The 17196-nt window shown below is 61.4% G+C and carries 15 protein-coding genes; 7 read left to right on the top strand and 8 right to left on the bottom strand.

Going from position 1 to position 17196, the window contains the following annotated elements:
* Window positions 1-45 precede the first annotated feature (45 nt).
* The 8 genes from dhaL (ACTJKX_RS09115) to ACTJKX_RS09080 form a co-directional block, all read right to left on the bottom strand.
* The gene (dhaL, locus tag ACTJKX_RS09115) at window positions 46-699 is read right to left on the bottom strand and encodes a dihydroxyacetone kinase subunit DhaL (RefSeq protein WP_311937036.1); all 654 of its coding nucleotides are present in this window, start codon (window positions 697-699) and stop codon (window positions 46-48) included.
* Between the two features lie 30 nt (window positions 700-729).
* Complete coding sequence (locus ACTJKX_RS09110; RefSeq protein ID WP_440725063.1) at window positions 730-2841, bottom strand: bifunctional sugar-binding transcriptional regulator/dihydroxyacetone kinase subunit DhaK; 2112 nt, start codon at window positions 2839-2841, stop codon at window positions 730-732.
* 142 nt (window positions 2842-2983) lie between these two features.
* A complete protein-coding gene (gene dhaL / locus ACTJKX_RS09105; protein ID WP_415080945.1) occupies window positions 2984-3625 on the bottom strand; it encodes a dihydroxyacetone kinase subunit DhaL in 642 nt (213 codons plus the stop codon).
* 12 nt (window positions 3626-3637) lie between these two features.
* The gene (locus ACTJKX_RS09100) at window positions 3638-4630 is read right to left on the bottom strand and encodes a dihydroxyacetone kinase subunit DhaK (protein ID WP_440725062.1); all 993 of its coding nucleotides are present in this window, start codon (window positions 4628-4630) and stop codon (window positions 3638-3640) included.
* Window positions 4631-4663: 33 nt separating this feature from the next.
* Window positions 4664-5437 (bottom strand): GolD/DthD family dehydrogenase, encoded by a 774-nt coding sequence (locus ACTJKX_RS09095; RefSeq protein ID WP_440725061.1) that lies wholly within the window; start codon window positions 5435-5437, stop codon window positions 4664-4666.
* Window positions 5438-5494: 57 nt separating this feature from the next.
* Window positions 5495-6487, bottom strand: a complete 993-nt coding sequence (locus ACTJKX_RS09090; RefSeq protein WP_440725060.1) for a substrate-binding domain-containing protein — start codon at window positions 6485-6487, stop codon at window positions 5495-5497.
* Between the two features lie 82 nt (window positions 6488-6569).
* The gene (locus tag ACTJKX_RS09085) at window positions 6570-7574 is read right to left on the bottom strand and encodes an ABC transporter permease (protein WP_394311538.1); all 1005 of its coding nucleotides are present in this window, start codon (window positions 7572-7574) and stop codon (window positions 6570-6572) included.
* Between the two features lie 43 nt (window positions 7575-7617).
* Window positions 7618-9096 carry a sugar ABC transporter ATP-binding protein gene (locus tag ACTJKX_RS09080; protein WP_367624761.1) on the bottom strand — a complete coding sequence of 493 codons (1479 nt, stop codon included), beginning with the start codon at window positions 9094-9096 and terminating at the stop codon, window positions 7618-7620.
* Between the two features lie 178 nt (window positions 9097-9274).
* Between ACTJKX_RS09080 and derI the strand changes: the two genes are divergently transcribed.
* The 7 genes from derI (at window position 9275) to ACTJKX_RS09045 (ending at window position 17192) form a co-directional block, all read left to right on the top strand.
* On the top strand, window positions 9275-9730 hold the full coding sequence (gene derI, locus ACTJKX_RS09075) for a D-erythrulose-4-phosphate isomerase (RefSeq protein ID WP_149250112.1): 456 nt from the start codon (window positions 9275-9277) through the stop codon (window positions 9728-9730).
* Between the two features lie 116 nt (window positions 9731-9846).
* Window positions 9847-10836: an ABC transporter permease gene (locus ACTJKX_RS09070; RefSeq protein WP_440725059.1), complete on the top strand. Its 990-nt coding sequence runs from the start codon at window positions 9847-9849 to the stop codon at window positions 10834-10836.
* Between the two features lie 91 nt (window positions 10837-10927).
* Entirely contained in the window at window positions 10928-11926 is a 999-nt protein-coding gene (locus ACTJKX_RS09065) for an autoinducer 2 ABC transporter substrate-binding protein (protein WP_311937013.1), read from the top strand.
* 185 nt (window positions 11927-12111) lie between these two features.
* A complete protein-coding gene (locus tag ACTJKX_RS09060) occupies window positions 12112-13680 on the top strand; it encodes a sugar ABC transporter ATP-binding protein (protein WP_440725058.1) in 1569 nt (522 codons plus the stop codon).
* A 5-nt stretch (window positions 13681-13685) separates the two neighbouring features.
* Window positions 13686-14708, top strand: a complete 1023-nt coding sequence (locus tag ACTJKX_RS09055) for an ABC transporter permease (RefSeq protein ID WP_440725163.1) — start codon at window positions 13686-13688, stop codon at window positions 14706-14708.
* Window positions 14709-14762: 54 nt separating this feature from the next.
* Window positions 14763-15707, top strand: a complete 945-nt coding sequence (locus ACTJKX_RS09050; RefSeq protein WP_415080958.1) for a carbohydrate kinase family protein — start codon at window positions 14763-14765, stop codon at window positions 15705-15707.
* A 540-nt stretch (window positions 15708-16247) separates the two neighbouring features.
* Window positions 16248-17192, top strand: a complete 945-nt coding sequence (locus ACTJKX_RS09045; RefSeq protein WP_367624756.1) for a substrate-binding domain-containing protein — start codon at window positions 16248-16250, stop codon at window positions 17190-17192.
* The last annotated feature ends 4 nt before the right edge of the window (window positions 17193-17196 follow it).

Raw genomic sequence — 17196 nt, 5'->3', positions numbered from 1 at the left:
CTCACGGCTTGATCGCCAGTGGCAGGAAAACCAGGCTCGTACTTCCTAAGATTCCGGTCGCTCGGCGAAGGCTTCCTGCATTGCCCGTAGAATGATGAGGGCGGACGCTGCGCCGGGGTCCATATGGCCCAGGGAACGTTCTCCAAGCCGGGCGGCACGCCCTCGGGTTGCGACCATGGACCTTGTCGATTGCGCGCCTTCCGCGCCGGCCTCCACGATATGGCGCCACATCTGCCCGATGGTCAGGCCGTTTGCCTTGGCGTGAACGGCGACCTCCATTGCCGGAATCCATGTGTCGAGCATCGTCTTGTCTCCGCGCTGCCCTTTGCCGCGCAGTTGGATACCCTTGGTAATGGCTTCGACGATGGCGACCTGTTCCGGCAGCTCGAGGGACAGCTGGTTCTTCAAGGCCTTGGCTGCGTTTTGAAAGCCTGTTGCATAAAGGGGACCGGTGGAGGCGCCGACGGCATCGAGAAAGGCGGATGCCGCTGCCGCGAAGACGTCGGAGGGCGATGCCTCATCAAGGTCGAGTTTTGCAAGCGCGCTGGTGACGGCCGAAAACCCCAGCGCCATGCTGATCCCGTGATCGGCGTCGCCGATGGCGCCGTCGAGATCGGACAGATATTCCTTCTCCGCCTTTATCGACAGGGCAATCAGCTGGAACATCCAGCTGAGGCGTCGCGCTGCGGTTTGCGGCATTGCATTGATCTCCCGAACAGCGTGGAATTCTCATTGGGCCGCAGGTAGCGGCCCTTTTTCGGTGATCCGAAGAAAGGCCGTATCGCAAGGATGCGACAGGAGATCGGATAGTTCCTGATCCAGGTGCAGGATGGATATGGATGCACCGTTCATGTCGAGCGACGTGCAGTAATGGCCGACCCAGTTTGCCACGATGACGATCCGCTTGGCGCTGAGGCGCTCTTCCACGCGCTTGAACAGAATGTAGAGCTCCATCAGGGGGGTTGAGCCGAACGAATTGACAAGAACCGCCACCTGGTCGCCCGGGCCGGCGGTCATCTCGGAAAAGACCCTGTCCATGATGCGGTCGACGATTTCATCGGCTTGCATCATCTTCTCGCGGATGACGCCTCGCTCGCCATGAATGCCCATGCCGATTTCCATCTCGTCAGGGCCGATCTCGAAATTATGCCGGCGGGTTTGCGGCAAGGAACAGGGTTCCAGCGCGACGCCCATCGTATAAGTGCGCCTGTTGGCCTTGCGCGCAATGGCCTCGCATTCGTCGAGCGACAGCCCGCGATCGCAGGCGGCGCCGGCGATCTTGAAGACAAAGAAATTGCCCGCCACGCCGCGCCGTCCGTCGCGATCCTCTACCGGTGAGGAGGAGATATCGTCAGTCGTCAGCACCGTGCGCGTGGGGATGTTCGCCTCCTGCGCCAGCTCGGCCGCCATTTCGAAGTTCATCACGTCGCCGACATAATTGCCGTAGACGAAAAGGACGCCGGCTCCGCCTGAGGCAGCCTTTGCGCATTCGAAGATTGGAACAGGGGGAGGCGAGGAGAAGATGTTGCCGATCGCTACCGCGTCGGCCAGCCCCTTGCCGACATAACCGAGAAAGCAGGGTTCGTGGCCGGAGCCACCGCCGATGACCAGGCCGACCTTGCCCTTACGCGGACCATTGCGTGCAACCAAGGCACGCTTCGAGCCGTTGATCGGTGCGATATGAGCGGCATGCGCCTTGACCACCCCGTCAAGCATTTCATCGACAACGTCATCGGGGTTGTTGAGAAATTTCTTGATGTGGGTGCGATTGTAGCTGGGCGGGGCAGCCTCGGATTCCTGCCGCAAGCGTTGGGCCGGCTTGTTGTGGATCTGCGCTACGCCATCGGCGTTGAGGATGCCACGCCCGGTCGCCGCATCGGTGATCAACACGCTGACATAGCCGCCTCTCAGCGCCGCCAGAATTGCCGGCACCTTGTCGAAACCGCCGGCAACCGCAACGCGCATGTCGCTATCCCGCAGCCGATCGAGCGAAATGCCGATGGTTCTGTCGTCCAGGGGACCGGAAACGGGGTGGCCATGGGAGTCGATGAAACGGCCTGCAATCACGCCGACTGCATTTCTGGCCAGATAATCCTGTATCGAGACGTCCTCGAAGAATCCGCTGGTATGGATCGTCGAATTCGGCCGAAGGGACGAAATGCCGAAAAGTGCCTTGTTGGCCCGGGTCAGCGCTTGGAATTGCTCGGCAATGACCGGTTCGTCCAAGAAAGCCGATTTGACCTGCGCATTCGACACGATGGCCGGCGCGGTGATGTTGATGAGATGGGCATTCGTGGCTTTGGCGAGCGCTGCCGCGCATAGCTCCGGCGTGTAGGCGAAACCGGCGCGAGTGCCGCCGGTGGCCTGGACGACCGTCACATCCTGCAGATTGGAGATATGCAGGTTTTGGGCAATGGATAGGACTGTGCGCCCCCATGCGACGGCGACCGTATCGCCGGATTTCAGCAGCTTCGCAACGGCTTGTGCACCGGCGGCTCCCAGGCGGTCGATCAGGGTTCGCGATCCGTCATCATTGGGCACGACGAGGCAGTCGGTCAATCCGAAATGCTGTTTCAGCTCCTGTGCGATTATCAGCGAGCTCAGCCGCGAAGGTTCGATGGAAATGCTGACAATTCCACGGCTGCGCGCTTCGGCAAGGTAGCTGTTGACCGTTGCGCGCGAGATTCCCATTATCTCGGCGATATCGCCCTGTGTGCGCCCGTCCTCGTAATAAAGCCAGCAGGCCCACACATAGGGATCGTCGCCATAACGCAGCGGTATGACATCGGCCAATTCCGCCTGACCGGGCTTGGCCATAGCGGTTTTATTACTCGGTGCCATCTTGTTTGCCATCGCTCCTGCGTCGGTCGGGAAGGCTTGCAGGACAATGCCTTTGTCTCGTCTTGCGAAAATTCACAACAAAAGGCGGCCCAACTTTCCAAGCATAAAGTGGGGCCGCCATGTTGCGCAAATCGGCTGTCCCTTATTGCAGCTGCTCGCGGGCGCGGAGTGACAATTCCTTGAGAATGATGGCACAGGAGGTTGCCCCGGCGTCCAAGACGCCGCGGGAACGTTCGCCCAGACGGCTGGCGCGTCCAATCCTGGCCACCAGATCTATTGTGGAATCTCGCCCCTTTTCCGCGGCTTCAACGAGCGCATCCAGAGCTTCGGCAAAGGATCTGCCGGCCGTGTTCGCATCGTCGAACGCGGCAAGGGCAGGAACGAACGTGTCGAGAAGCGTCTTGTCGCCTACCTTGGCTGAGCCGATGGATTGAATGCCTTCGAGGCCCGCATGCAGCATGCGGCTGAAGGCGGTGGCATCGATGGCGTCGACACCGTCGATCTTTTCGGCGAATTCCGTAAACATGACGCCATAGAGCGGCCCCATCGAGCCGCCGATTTCGGTCATCAGGACGGTGCCGAGCGTATCGAGCGAGCCTGAAAGGGACGCGTTCTTGCCCTTGAGCCGTTCGGCAGCCAGGTTGAAGCCTTTGGCCATGTTGACGCCGTGATCGCCGTCGCCGATCTTGCCGTCGATTTCGCTGAGATAGGCCCGATTTTCGATAATGCGTTCTGCCATGGCCAAAACGATATTGCCGGCTTCCGCATTGTTCAGGGTTTGCATGGGGCGTTCTCTCTACAAGATTGCAGTGCAGCGCACGTCCGTATCGAGCAGTTCCTTCAGTTCGTCGTCAAGAGCCATGACCGTCAGGGTTGCGCCGATCATTTCCAGAGAGGTGAAGTAATTGCCGATATAGGTGCGATGGATTTTCAGGCCGCGTTTGACGATCTCGGATTCGATCGTATCGTTCAGGATGTAGAGTTCGTTGAGCGGTGTCGCGCCGAGGCCGGAAACCAGTACGGCGACTTCGGTACCTTCGGAAAGATCATGGTCGTCGAGAACGATCCCGCACATGTCGCGGGCGATCTCGGCCGCGGATTTAAGCGGCTCCACGCGGACGCCCGGCTCGCCGTGATGGCCAATGCCGACCTCCATCGTGCCCGGAGCGATCTCGAAATTCGGATGGCCGACAGCAGGCAAGGTACATGGACCGAGGCCCACGCCGATCGAGCGGCAATTGTCGATCGCCCTTTGCGCGGTGGCACGGACGTCTTCGAGCGAGGCGCCCTTTGCCGCCTTGGCGCCGCCAACCTTCCACATGAAGATTTCGCCAGCAACGCCCCGGCGTTTTTCGCGCTCGTCTTGGGGCGCCGAGCAGACATCGTCGTTGGCGACCACGGTCGCCACTTCGATGCCATCCTTGGCGGCAAGCTTGATCGCCATCTTCACGTTCATGTTGTCGCCGGCGTAATTGCCGTAGAGCACGACGACACCTTTACCGCCATCGGCTTCGCGGATGGCGTCATGGAAGCTTTTGGCCGTGGGGGAGGAGAACAGCTCGCCGACAGCCACGGCATCGAGCATGTTCTTGCCGGTATAGCCGATGAAGGCCGGCTCGTGACCGGAGCCGCCGCCCGTGACGACACCCACCTTGCCGGCCTGAGGGGCATCCCTGGCGGCGATGACACGGGGATTGTCGGCGAGGCGAACAATATCGGAATGGGCCTTGACGAAACCCTTCACCGTGTCTTCGACGACTTCGTCGGGATTGTTGACGAAACGCTGCATGATTTCTCCTATGGGTTCCTGGAGCGCTTCGGCTCAAAGGATGGTGTAGCCGCCATCGATCAGCAGATCGGCGCCGTTGATCATGTCCGCACCGGAGGAAGCGAGGAAGACGGCAGCGGCCGCGATTTCCTCGGGAAAGGCGAACCGGCCGGCGGGAATGCGTTTTTTGGCGGCGTCGCCCTTTTCTCCCGCCCAGGCCTTCTTGCCCAGTTCGGTGAGTACGATGGTGGGAGAAAGCGTGTTGACGGTGATGCCGTATTTGCCCCATTCGGCCGCAAAGGTCTTGGACATGCCGATCACGCCGAATTTCGAGGCGCAATAGGCCACATGCTCCTCGATGGCGACGGTGCCGGCCTGCGAAGCGAGGTTGATGATCCTGCCGCCCTTGCCGGCGCCGATCATTTCCCGGCCGACAGCCTGCGTGACCAGGAAGCTGCCCTTGAGATTGATGTCGATCGTCCTGGTCCAGTGGTCCAGCGACAGATCCTCGGCCGGAGCCAGGAACACGACCCCGGCGCTGTTGACCGAAATGTCGATGCCGCCAAAAGCAGCCTTCGTACCCGCGATCGCGGCGTTGACGGATGTAGGATCGGTGACATCACACGCGAATGCGTGCGCGCCATTCCCAAGTTCGGCCGCCTTCGCGGCGGCAAGTTCGGCGTTGATGTCGAGAACGGCGACCCGGGCACCCTTGGCGGCGAAGGCCCCTGCAATGGCCGCACCGATGCCGGAGGCGGCTCCGGTAACGAGGGCGACCTTGCCGGAGAGCGGGAAGGTCAGGTCGATTTGAGGCGCGATATCGGTCATGTCGATTGCTCCTGGCGGCGGAAGGCGCGGGGCGAGGCGATGCCCCGCGCGTAAAAATCACTTGCTGCGGGCAGCGAGCAGCTTGTCGACATTGTCGGCGGTGACGGGAGTCCACGGCACGTTGTATTCCTTGGCCTTACCGTCGTTGAACGGCATGCTGGGATACTGGGCCCAGATATCGGATTGCGGCTTGTAGTTGCCCTTCCTAGCCTGGAAGATGGCAAGGTCCAACGCTCCCTGCGCCTGAGCGCGGGCGTCCTGCAGGATCGAGGTCATCGTGCCCTGCTTGACCGCATGGAGCGCATCGGTGACACCGTCGATGCCGGCAATGGCAAAATCCTTGACGTTCAGCTTGGCTGCCTTGATGGCTTCGATCGCGCCGAGCGCCATCTCGTCATTCTGGCCGATGACGCCGTTGATCTGGCCCGGGTGTGCCGTCAGCCAGTTTTCCATCAGCGTCTGCGCTTCGGCGCGTGACCAGTTGGCCGTCTGGTCTTCGATGACCTTCACATTCGGGCATTCCGCAAGAGCCTTCTTGTTGCCCTCGAGACGGGAGATCTGCGCCGACTGGCCGATCGGGCCTTCGATGATCACGACATTGCCCTTGCAGCCGATCTTGTCGAGCACGCTCTTGGCCTCCAGATAGCCCGAGACCGTGTCGTCGGAGCCGACATAGGACGCCAGCAGGTCGGAGTGGACGCGTGTGTTCGAGCCGACGACGGGAATGCCGGCGTCATGGGCGGCCTGGACGGCGGTGGCGCCGGCTTCGATGTCGATGGGCACGAAGATGATCGCGTCGAATTTCTGCGTGATCATCGTGTTGAACTGTTCCTGCTGCACGAGCGCATCGTAGCGCCCGTCGAACACGGTCAGTTCCACCTCCCCATTCTTGACGGCAGGATGCTCCTTCAGCGCCGCTGTCCAGATCTGCATGAACTCGGCGTTGAGGCCGTAGGGGGCCGCCCCGATCTTGATCTTCTTGTCCTGCGCCAGGGCAGGCGTCACCAGCAACGCCGTGGCCGCGGCCAGGGCGAAAAGCAGTTTCCTCATGGTCGTTCTCCTCCGAAAATTGCCGCAGCCATGACGGCACGCGGTTCTGGATCGCGGGCGCGAGCGTCCGGATGGCACGGGCTTACTCGCCCTGGTTTCTCTTCTGATCCAGCATCACGGCACCGACGATCAGGGCGCCCTTGAGGACCTGCTGGTAGTAGGATTGGATGCCCATCAGATCGAGGCCGTTGTTCATCACGCCGATGATCAGGGCGCCGATCAGCGTGCCGGTGATACGACCGACGCCACCCGACAGGCTGGTCCCGCCGATCACCACGGCCGCGATGGCATCGAGTTCGTAGGCGATACCGGCCTGGGGCAGGGCGGAACCGGTGCGGGCGGCCAGCATCATGCCCGCCAGGCCTGAAAGTCCGCCGGAGATGACGTAGACGCTGAAACGGATGCGGGCAACGTTGATGCCCGACGTCTTGGCGGCATGCGGGTTGCCGCCCACGGCATAGATGTAGCGGCCGAAGCGCGTACGGTTCAGCACCCACCAGGACAGGGCGAACACCACGGCGAGCAGGACGACCGGCGCAGGAATGCCGAACAGGCTGCCGGTGCCGATCCAGCGGAATTCGGGCGTGAGAGCGGGCACGGGCCGGCCTCCGCCATAGATCAACGTCAGGCCCCGCGCCGCGGAAAGCATGCCGAGCGTGGCCACGAAGGCGGGGACGGCAAAGCGCGAGACGATGATACCGGCCACGGCGCCGCAGGCGATACCGACGAGGAGGCCCGCCGCCAATGCGAGATAGAACGGATAAGGCGCGCCCGGCAGGCCCGCCGTCGACGAGGTGGTGGCGAAGCTGGCGGCAATGATGCCCGTAAGCGCCGCCACCGATCCGACGGACAGATCGATCCCTCGCGTCAGGATGACGAACGTCATGCCCACCGCCAGCACGCCGTTGATGGCCGTCTGCAACAATACGTTGGAGATGTTGCCCGCGGTGAGAAAGTACTGGTTGGAGACCGAAAGGACCAAGGCAAGCAGCAAGAAGGCGATGAAGATGCCGTATTCCTGGATGATGAGCCGACGATGCTCCCTGCCGGGCCAGATGCTGGTGGAAGGATTCTGGTTAGCGGACACGTGGATTTCCTTTTTGTGCCGGGCATACGCCAGGGCGCCGGTCTCAGGTGGACAGATGCACGAGCGACTGCGCGTCGGTTTCTTCACGCCGTTGGATCCCGGCGGACCGTCCCTGCCGCATCACCAGGATGCGGTCGGACATGCCGAGCACCTCGTCTATTTCGGATGAGATCATCACGACCGTGCCGCCTGCTGCCGCGAAATCGCAGATGATGCGGTAGATCTCGCGCTTGGCGCCGACATCGACGCCGCGCGTGGGTTCGTCCAGCAGGAGAAGCTTGGGCTGGCGCAAGAACCACTTGCCGAGCACGACTTTTTGCTGGTTGCCACCCGACAGGCCGGAAACCGGCATGGTATCGCGCGCAGCCTTGATGCCGAAACGCGCGATCATGTCTGCCGAGGCGGCCCGTTCCTGCCGGCGCTGCATGGTGAAACCCGGACTCAGCTCCGGCAGGCTCGCCAGACAGATGTTGTTGCGCACGCTGTCGGAGAGATTGAGGCCGGTGAGCTTGCGGTCTTCGGTGACGAGCGCGATGCCTGCGCGCATGGCATCGGCGGGACGGGAAATGGCCAGCGGCTGGCCGTCCAAAGTGATGCTGCCGGCCGTCGGCTTGTCCAGGCCAAACAGGCAGTCGAAGATCTCCGTACGCCCCGACCCCATCAGACCGTAAATGCCGAAGATCTCACCCCGTCGCACGGAAAATGAAATGTCGTCGATCTTGCCGGGAGCCGAGAGGCCCTTGACCTCGAAGCTTACCGTCTCCGCGGGGATGTTGGTCTTGACATATTCCTCCCCGAGCTCCCGACCGACGATCATGCGGATCAACTCGGGACGGTTGATATCGGCCAAGGCGCCGCTGCCGACATAACTGCCGTCCCGGAAGACGGTGTAGGAGTCGGCGATCTGGAAGATTTCCGACAATCGGTGGGAGACATAGACGACCCCCTTGCCGGCGGCCTTGAGCCGCTCGATGGCCGAGAACAGATGCTGAGCTTCCTTCTCGCCGATGGCGGAGGTCGGCTCGTCCATGAAGATGACCTCGGCATCGTGACTGAGCGCCTTGGCGATCTCCACGAGCTGCATCTGCGCCACCGAGAGATTCATCATGTATTGGCTGGCACGGATGTTGAAGCCGAGCTGATCGAACAGCGCCTGGGCCTCCCGGTTCATCTTGCGGAAATCGATGCCGCCGAAGCGTGCCGACGGTTCGCGCCCGAGGAAGATGTTCTCGGCCGCCGTCATGTGGGGAACCGGGCTGAGCTCCTGTTCGATGATGGCAATGCCGGAGGCAAGCGCTTCGGCCGGACTGGAGAACTCCACGGCCTTGCCGCGGCGGCGGATCGAGCCGGCGTCTCTGCGATGCAGCCCCATCAGGATCTTCAGGAAGGTGGACTTGCCCGCGCCGTTGCCGCCGCACAAGGCATGGACGGAACCAGCATGGAGCTTGAAGGCGCCATTTCGCAAAGCAGCAACGCCGCCGAAGGACTTTTTGAGCCCTTCCACCTCAAGCAAGAGATCCACGCTTCCTCTCCTCCTATGCGCACGCCGCCTGGCCGGCGGGCACGTCGACGTCACGAGAGCCAAGCTCGAGCGTCGATATTGACAATTGTCAAATAAGGATCGACAAATGTCAAGAACTGCAAAAACGAACAAGAACCATGGCCGTCGGGCAGCCGGCTGGCCTTGGGAGGGAACCACAATGAAGATTGCTCTTGGCGCGGACGGCGCAGGAAAGCCCCTGCTTGATGTCATCGCGCATCATCTGGCCGGTAGGGGTGACATCACGGTTACCGATCTGAGCCGGCCGGGCTACTACGCCGACATCTCGAAGGTCCTCGCCGAAAGCGTGGTCAACGGCGAATACGATCGGGGGCTGTTGTTCTGCGGCACCGGAATCGGCGTGTCGATTTCGGCGAACAAAGTGCCAGGTATCCGCGCCGCCCTGACCCATGACACCTATTCAGCGGAAAGAGCCGCAAGGTCCAACAATGCTCAGATCATTGCCATGGGCGCCCGTGTGATCGGTCCGGAACTGGCTAAAGCCATCGTCGACGTTTTCCTCGCATCCAGCTTCGATCCAAACGGGCCGTCGGCGGACAACGTCAAAGCGATCGATCGTTTGGATGCAGGCAAGGCAAATGCATCCGATGCTTGAGGCTGAACGATGGAGCGCGGCAATGAACTCTTGCGCAACCGACAAAGAAGCTGCCCCGCCGGCGGACCTGGCCGGCCTCGCCGGAAAAACGCAGCCTTCGGAAACGGGAGGAAAAAGTGTCGTCATATAGCCTGAACCGGCAGGCGCCTTTTCTGCTGTTGATCAATTGCGCGGTGCTCGCCGCCGGGGCTCTATTGGCGGGCTCCAGTTTCATCGACAGCTACAATCTGCAATCCATGGCGTCGCAGGTTCCCGAACTCGGCCTTCTGGCACTCGGCGTCATGCTGGCGATGATCTCGGGCAATGGTGGTATCGATCTGTCGGGTATCGCCCTGGCGAACCTTGCCGGTATCGCCGCCTTTCTGGTGACGAGCCACTTCGTCGTCGCCGATGACGCGCCGACCCTGTTTTTCTGGAGTTTCACCGGTCTGGCGCTTCTCGTGGGCCTGGTCGGCGGCTTCGTAAACGGAAGCGTGATCGCCTATGCGCAGCTGACACCCCTGATCGCGACACTGGGGACGCAGCTCCTGTTTACCGGCATTGCGGTGTTCCTGACCAATGGCTCCGCGATCACCATGGGCTTTATCGAACCGCTGGATGACTTCGGCAACATGCCGGTATTCGGTATTCCCGTGTGCTTTGCGTTGTTTCTGGCAATCGCAGCCGGACTGGCATTTCTTTTGAAATACACGCCTTTCGGCATGAAACTCATGATGCTGGGAAGTAATTCCAAGGCAGCACGGTATGGCGGCATCAATGAAAAGCGCATGCTGCTTGTTACCTATACTCTATGCGGTGCGCTGTCTTCCGTTGCCGGGGTCATTATCGCGGCCCGCAATTCCTCGGTGAAATGGGATTATGGCGGCTCTTATGTGCTGATCGCCATTCTGATTGCCGTTCTGGCCGGCGTTAAGCCCGAAGGCGGATACGGCAAGGTGGTCTGTGTGCTGCTGGCTGCGACGGCGCTGCAGATTCTCTCGAGCCTGTTCAACTTCATGAACATTTCGAATTTCTTCCGCGACCTTGCCTGGGGCGTCCTGCTGTTGGCCCTCCTGGCCTTTTCGCGGGTGCATCTGGGCGTCTGGCTCAAGCCGAAGCGACGATAGCCCGGTTCGCGATCGGCTTGGCACCGTGAAGATCCCATAGAACCGGCAATGCCGATCCTAGAAGACGATTTTGCTTAAAATGGAGGAAACTATGAGCAAAATTACCAAACTGGCAGCTTGTACGATGCTGGCAGGCGTGTTGATGGCCGGGGCTTCGTTTGCCCAGGACAAGCCATCCATCGTGACGGTGGTCAAGGTCACCGGCGAAAACTGGTTCATCCGCATGAATGAAGGCGTGGATGCGTTCGGCAAGGACAACCCAAGCTTAAGCGCCAGCCAGATCGGCCCCGCCAAGGCAGACGCGGCGCAGCAGGCCCGCATCATCGAAGATCTCGTCGCCAAGAAAGTATCGGCGATCGCGGTTGTTCCGATGGACCCGTCGGCACTCGAAGGCGTGCTTCGCCGAGCCTCTCAGCGTGGGATCAAGGTCATCACCCATGAGGGGGACAGCCTCAAGAATACCGATGTCGACATCGAAGCCTTCGACAACAAGGCCTTCGGTGCGCGTATCAACGAAAAGCTCTCCGCCTGCATGGGCAAGTCGGGCAAATGGACGTCGTTCGTCGGCTCGCTGGGCAGCTTGACGCATAACCAGTGGGTCGATGCCGGCGCGGAAAACGCCAAGAAATATCCGGGCATGGAACTGGTTGCCGCCAAGAACGAATCCTTCAACGACGCCAATCGCGCCTATGAAAAGGCCAAGGAGATCCTGCGCAAATATCCGGACATCAAGGGCTTCCAGGGCTCCTCTGCCATTGACGTGATCGGTATCGGCCGCGCCGTGGAAGAAGCTGGGCTTCAGGGCAAGGTCTGCGTCTACGGCCTCGGCCTTCCCAAGGATACCGGACCTTATCTGGAAAGCGGCGCCGTCAACCAGATCTTCTTCTGGGATCCCAAGGATGCCGGCTACGTCATGAACAAGGTCTCCGAGATGGTCTTGAAGGGCGAAGAGATCAAGGACGGGGTCAATCTCGGCGTGCCGGGCTACGAAAAGATGACCGTCATCAAGGGACCGGGCAAGGGCATCATCATGCAGGGCCAGGCTTGGGTGGATGTCGACAAGTCCAACTACAAGAAGTTCCCGTTCTGACAACGAGCATTGCTCGCCGATGCGTCTTCCGCCGGGCATCGATCCCGCGCCGGAAGGCGCGTCGGGGAGTTCTAGAGCAAGGCGCGTTCAGGTGTGAACGCTTGTTTGCTCTAACTCTTTGGTTCGACGCGTCTTTGCGATTTGAAGCGATTCAATCAAATCGCAAAACGCTATAGGAATTTGCCATGCACGCGACCGATCCCACGCCGCACTCTGTGCCGCCGTTTCTCGAGGTCAGAAACGTCCGGAAGTCCTTTGGCGGCGTCGTGGCGCTGAAGGATGTCAGCCTCACGATCCAGGCGGGGCAGATCTATCACCTGATGGGGGAGAATGGCTGCGGCAAGAGCACGCTGATCAAGATCCTTTCCGGCGCCCAGCCTGCCGATGAGGGTCAAATTCTGATCGACGGCCAGTCGACCGGAAGCCGGGCCGGCGACCTGGGCGCGATCGGGGCGCTGCGGGCCGGTATCGAGACGGTCTATCAGGACCTGTCGCTCCTCCCCAACCTCTCGGTTGCCGAGAACGTCGCGTTTACCGAGCAACTCGTCGAGGCGTCGGGGCGTCTGGTCCGCAGGCTGAACGTCACGGCGCTGCATGAAACGGCGCGCCGGGCCCTGGCGGAAGTGCATCTACCGACCAACAGCGATTTTCTCACCCGCCGCACGGACACGCTGCCGCTTGCGACGCGCCAGTTGATCGCCATTGCCCGCGCCATCGCCTCCGAAGCGCGCCTGGTCATCATGGACGAGCCGACGACATCCCTTACGCGCCAGGAAGTCGAAAATCTGCTGGGCGTTGTCGAGCGGCTGCGCGCCAAGGGTGTCGCGGTTTTGTTCGTCACGCATAAGCTCGACGAGTGCAAACTGCTCGGGGGCCGCGCAATCATCATGCGCGACGGGCTGAAGGTCGCCGAACTCGATGTCGCCGATCACAGCAAGGCTGAATTCAGCCGGTGGATGACGGGCCGCGAAATCGGCGAGACACGCTATCGCACCGACCCGAAACTTGGCGATGTCCTGCTCCAGGTCGAGAATCTCGAGGATGGCCGGGCTTTTCGAAACATCTCGCTGAGCGTGAGAAAGGGCGAGATATTGGGCGTCACGGGGTTGCTGGATTCCGGCCGCAACGAGCTGGCTCTGGCGCTGGCCGGCGTGAAGCCGGCGATTGGCGGCAAGATACGCCTGGCCGGCAAGACGATCGCGCCTCAATCGACGCTGCAAGCCATACAAAACGGCATTGGCTATGTGCCCGAGGATCGCCTTACCGAGGGCTTGTTCCTTGAAAAGTCGATCCAGGACAACATAACGCTGCCGATCCTGGATCGTCTGCGCAATGCGCTCGGCATCGTCAGTTCCCGCAGTGCTCGTCGCACCGCGGAAGCCAGCGTCGCCGACCTGCAGATCGTCGCGCCGGACGTAGCGGTTCCGGTTCAGTCCCTTTCCGGCGGCAACCAGCAAAGGGTGCTCATCGGACGGTGGCTCACCATCAACCCGAAACTGCTCATCCTGCACGGGCCGACCGTCGGCGTGGATGTGGGGTCGAAAGACACGATCTTCCGGATCATCCAGCGCCTGGCCGATGAAGGCATGGCGGTCATCATCATCAGCGATGATTTGCCGGAGCTTCTGCAGAACTGCGACCGCATTCTCGTCATGCGCCACGGCGGCATCGTGGCCGCGCACAAGGCCGAAGGGCTGACGGAAGACGCGATCTATCAATCCATGGCCGGCACGTCGAAGGAGATCGCGCAATGACCGAGATGGCATCGCCGACCGCTGCCGCCCCCCAGCGCCGCGGCTTCCTGCTCCGCGGGTGGGACTTGATGGGGCGCCGGCCCGAGCTCTTCACCTTGGCGCTGACGATTGCGACCTGCTTGGTCGTGATCGCCGCCAATCCCGACTTCCTCCAGATGAGCAATATCGTCGACATATTGCGCGCATCGGTGGTGCGCGGGCTGTTTGCGATGGGGGTGCTGGTCGTGCTGGCGTCCGGGGGCATCGACGTGTCGTTCACGGCGATTGCCGCCTTCGTGATGTATGTCCTGACCATGATCGTCACGAACTGGTTCCCGGGCATGCCGATGACGGTCATCCTGATCCTTGCGGCCCTCGGCGGCGCGGCCTTTGGAATCGTAAACGGGCTGCTCGTGCAAAAACTCCAGGCCCCGTCGCTGATCGTCACGATCGGCACGCAATATGTCATCCGCAGTTTCCTGCTGACCTTCATCGGGACGGCCCTGTTCATGAACATCCCGGCCGCGATGGATGCTTTCGGCAAGGCCTCGCTGTTCACCCATCGCGCCTCGAATGGCGTTGTGTCCGTGTTGCCCGCGACCGTTCTGGTGCTGGCCGTTGCCGCTTTCGTCACATGGTACATCCTGGAGCGCACGCTGATGGGCCGCGCCATCTTCGCCATCGGCGGCAATTCTGCGATTGCCGAACGTCTGGGCATCAATCTGTTTCGCGTGCGGGTGTTCGTGTTTGCCTATGCCGGGCTGCTCGCCGGCATTGCCGGTGTGATCCACGTTTCGAGCAATCGCCTCGCCAATCCGTTCGATCTGGCCGGCATGGAGCTTGAAATCATCGCGGCCGTCGTTCTGGGCGGCGCCCGCATCACGGGCGGCTCCGGATCGGTGATCGGGACGCTGCTCGGCGTGCTCCTGATAACGCTGGTCAGCAACGTGCTGATCTTCGTGGGTATTCCAAGCACGCTGCAGCTGGCCATCGTCGGCATCTTCATCCTGATCGCGGGCACCATTTTTGCCTTGCGCAATGGTAGCTAGCAGGCGCCTGCAGCGCCGCCAGCCAATCGTGTGTCTTAATTTCAAGAGGTTTCCATGTCTCATGACGTGTCGGTCATTGGGCTTTATATTCTCGACGTGCTCGGCCGCCCGGTCGATGCCATTCCAGCCGGCGGCAATGTGGAGTTCATCGACGAAATCAGGCTGACCGTTGCAGGCACCGCCGGTGGAACGGTGGTGGATCTTGCAAAGCTTGGGCTGAATTGCCTTGCAGTCGGTGCCGTGGGCGACGACGAGAAGGCCGATTTCGTTCTTGCAACTCTTCAGCGCTTCGGTGTCGATACGGCCCAGATGCAGCGCCTGACCGGCGTGCCGACATCGTCGACCATCTTGAACATCCGGCGCAATGGCGACCGGCCGGCGCTCCATGCGCGAGGCGCCTCCGATCATTTCGAGGTTGCCGAAAGCGCCCTTGATGCGGTGCTGGCTCCGGCGATCATCCACCTGGGTGGTACCGGATTGTTGGCCAGGCTCGACGGAGAGCCGAGCCGCAAATTGCTGGCCGAGGCAAAGGCGCGCGGGCGGACGACAACGTTCGACCTGCTCGGGGCCAATGACGGCACGCTCGATCTTATTGCGCCCCTGTTTCCCTATATCGACTATTTCATGCCCTCCATCGAGGAAGCGAGGCAGATCTCCGGCACGTCCGATATCGAGAGTGCGGGCCGGTTCTTCCTCGATCGCGGCGTGAAACATTGCGTATTCACGCTCGGCGGCGATGGCGTGTGCTTCATGGACGCTCACGGCGAGATCGTTCGCCAGCCGGCCTTCCAGATCGAAGTGGTGGACACCACCGGATGCGGCGATGCATTCGATGCGGGTTTCATCACGGCCCTGCATCGCAGGATGGACCTGAAGACCGCCTTGAATTTTGCCCAGGCATCGGCTGCACTGGTGGCGACGGGGCTTGGCTCCGATGCAGGCATTCGGTCGTTCGATGACACGTTGGCCTTCATGAATACCGTGCCGATCAAGCACTGAACCGGAAGCGTCCCGCAAATCCGGCCCTCATGACCCCCAAAGGCCGGCAGCAGCCTCGGGCAACAACGTGCTTCGTTCGGCAGAGGAGGCACGTTTGCCGAAAGGCTGGCCGCGAGGCTTGGATCCCTGCGATCCAGGATCTGCAGACCGTCGGCCTCGCGCCTGCTGCGCAGGCGAGGGGATATAGTTCCGCGCCGCTCTTCGCCCCATCCTGCGTTCGACTTGATCAGGGGCCGTTGCCCGGCGCTTCGTGCCCGCCCCACGGCATGCCAGTGCGGCCAGGGAGACGTCAAACGCCGCCGCAAGGCCGCCGATCGAGCCAGACGATCCTTCTCCAGATCCTGCAACTCAAAGACCCGGCCCCCCGGCCGTGAGGCGCCCGATGGCTCCCGCGGATGGCTCTATCCATGCGCTCCTATAACTCTTGTAAAAATTAAAATACATGTGTATCGATTGCCGAAGGCGGCCGGAACTGACTGCAGTCAGCCGGTACGCTGCAGGCGGACTTGTTCTGCCTGTCGACCATAGAGGGAGGACTCCATGAATAAGCTCGCGACGCTGATCGCATGTGCCGCTTTTGCTCTGCCCGCTACAGCCCTGGCTCAAAGCGCGCCCGGTACCGTCAAGAAGGACAGCTATCGCTTTGTCATCGTGCCGAAAGTCGTCCATCCCTGGTTCGACAAGGTAAATCAGGGCGCCCAGCAGGCTGCGGCGGCACTGAAGGCGCAAACGGGCGCCAATGTCGAAATCGTCTATTCCGCTCCCCAGTCCGCGGATGTCGTGCAACAGAACCAGATCCTGGACAGCGCGCTCGCCACGCATCCCGATGGCCTGGCGATCGATCTTCTGGATCCTTCGGGCAACCGCGCTTCGCTGGAAGAAGCCCAGGGCCAGAAGATCCCGCTCGTCCTGTTCGATTCCGTGCCGCCCGAGGGCATGTCGATCACCCATATCGGATCGGATTTCTGCGAACAGGCCAAGATTGCTTCGCGCCGCCTCGTCGAACTTCTCGGCGGCAAGGGCGAAGTCGCCATCATGATGGGCGTGCCGACCGCGCCCAACCATGCGATCCGGGCTGATTGCCATCGCAAGGTGTTTGCCGAAAATCCCGGCATCAAGGTTGTGGCCGAAGGGATCGACAACGACAGCATCCAGACCGCTCAGCAGCAGGCCGCCGCCATCATGCAGGCGCACCCCGATCTCAAGGGCTGGGTTGCCTCCGATGCCGCGGGGCCGATCGGCATCGGCCAGGCCATCGTCGAAGCTGGCAAGCAGGGCAAGGTCACGCTTGTCGGCCTCGATAACCTGCCGGAAATGCTCGATATGATCCGCAATGGCGTCGCGGAGAGTTCATCGGCGTCCCAGCCTGAACTGCAGGGTTACTGGTCTGTGATGATGTTGTGGGCAAAGGCGACCGGGGCGCCCGTTCCCGATTTCATCGACACCGGCAACGCCTTCCTGACCAAGCAGAATGTGGGCGGCTGAGCAT

The sequence above is a fragment of the Labrys sp. 22185 genome (assembly GCF_052045555.1).
Taxonomy (GTDB): domain Bacteria; phylum Pseudomonadota; class Alphaproteobacteria; order Rhizobiales; family Labraceae; genus Labrys; species Labrys neptuniae.
Note: the sequence above shows the minus strand (reverse complement) of the source record. Positions and strands in the feature narration are given on the sequence as shown.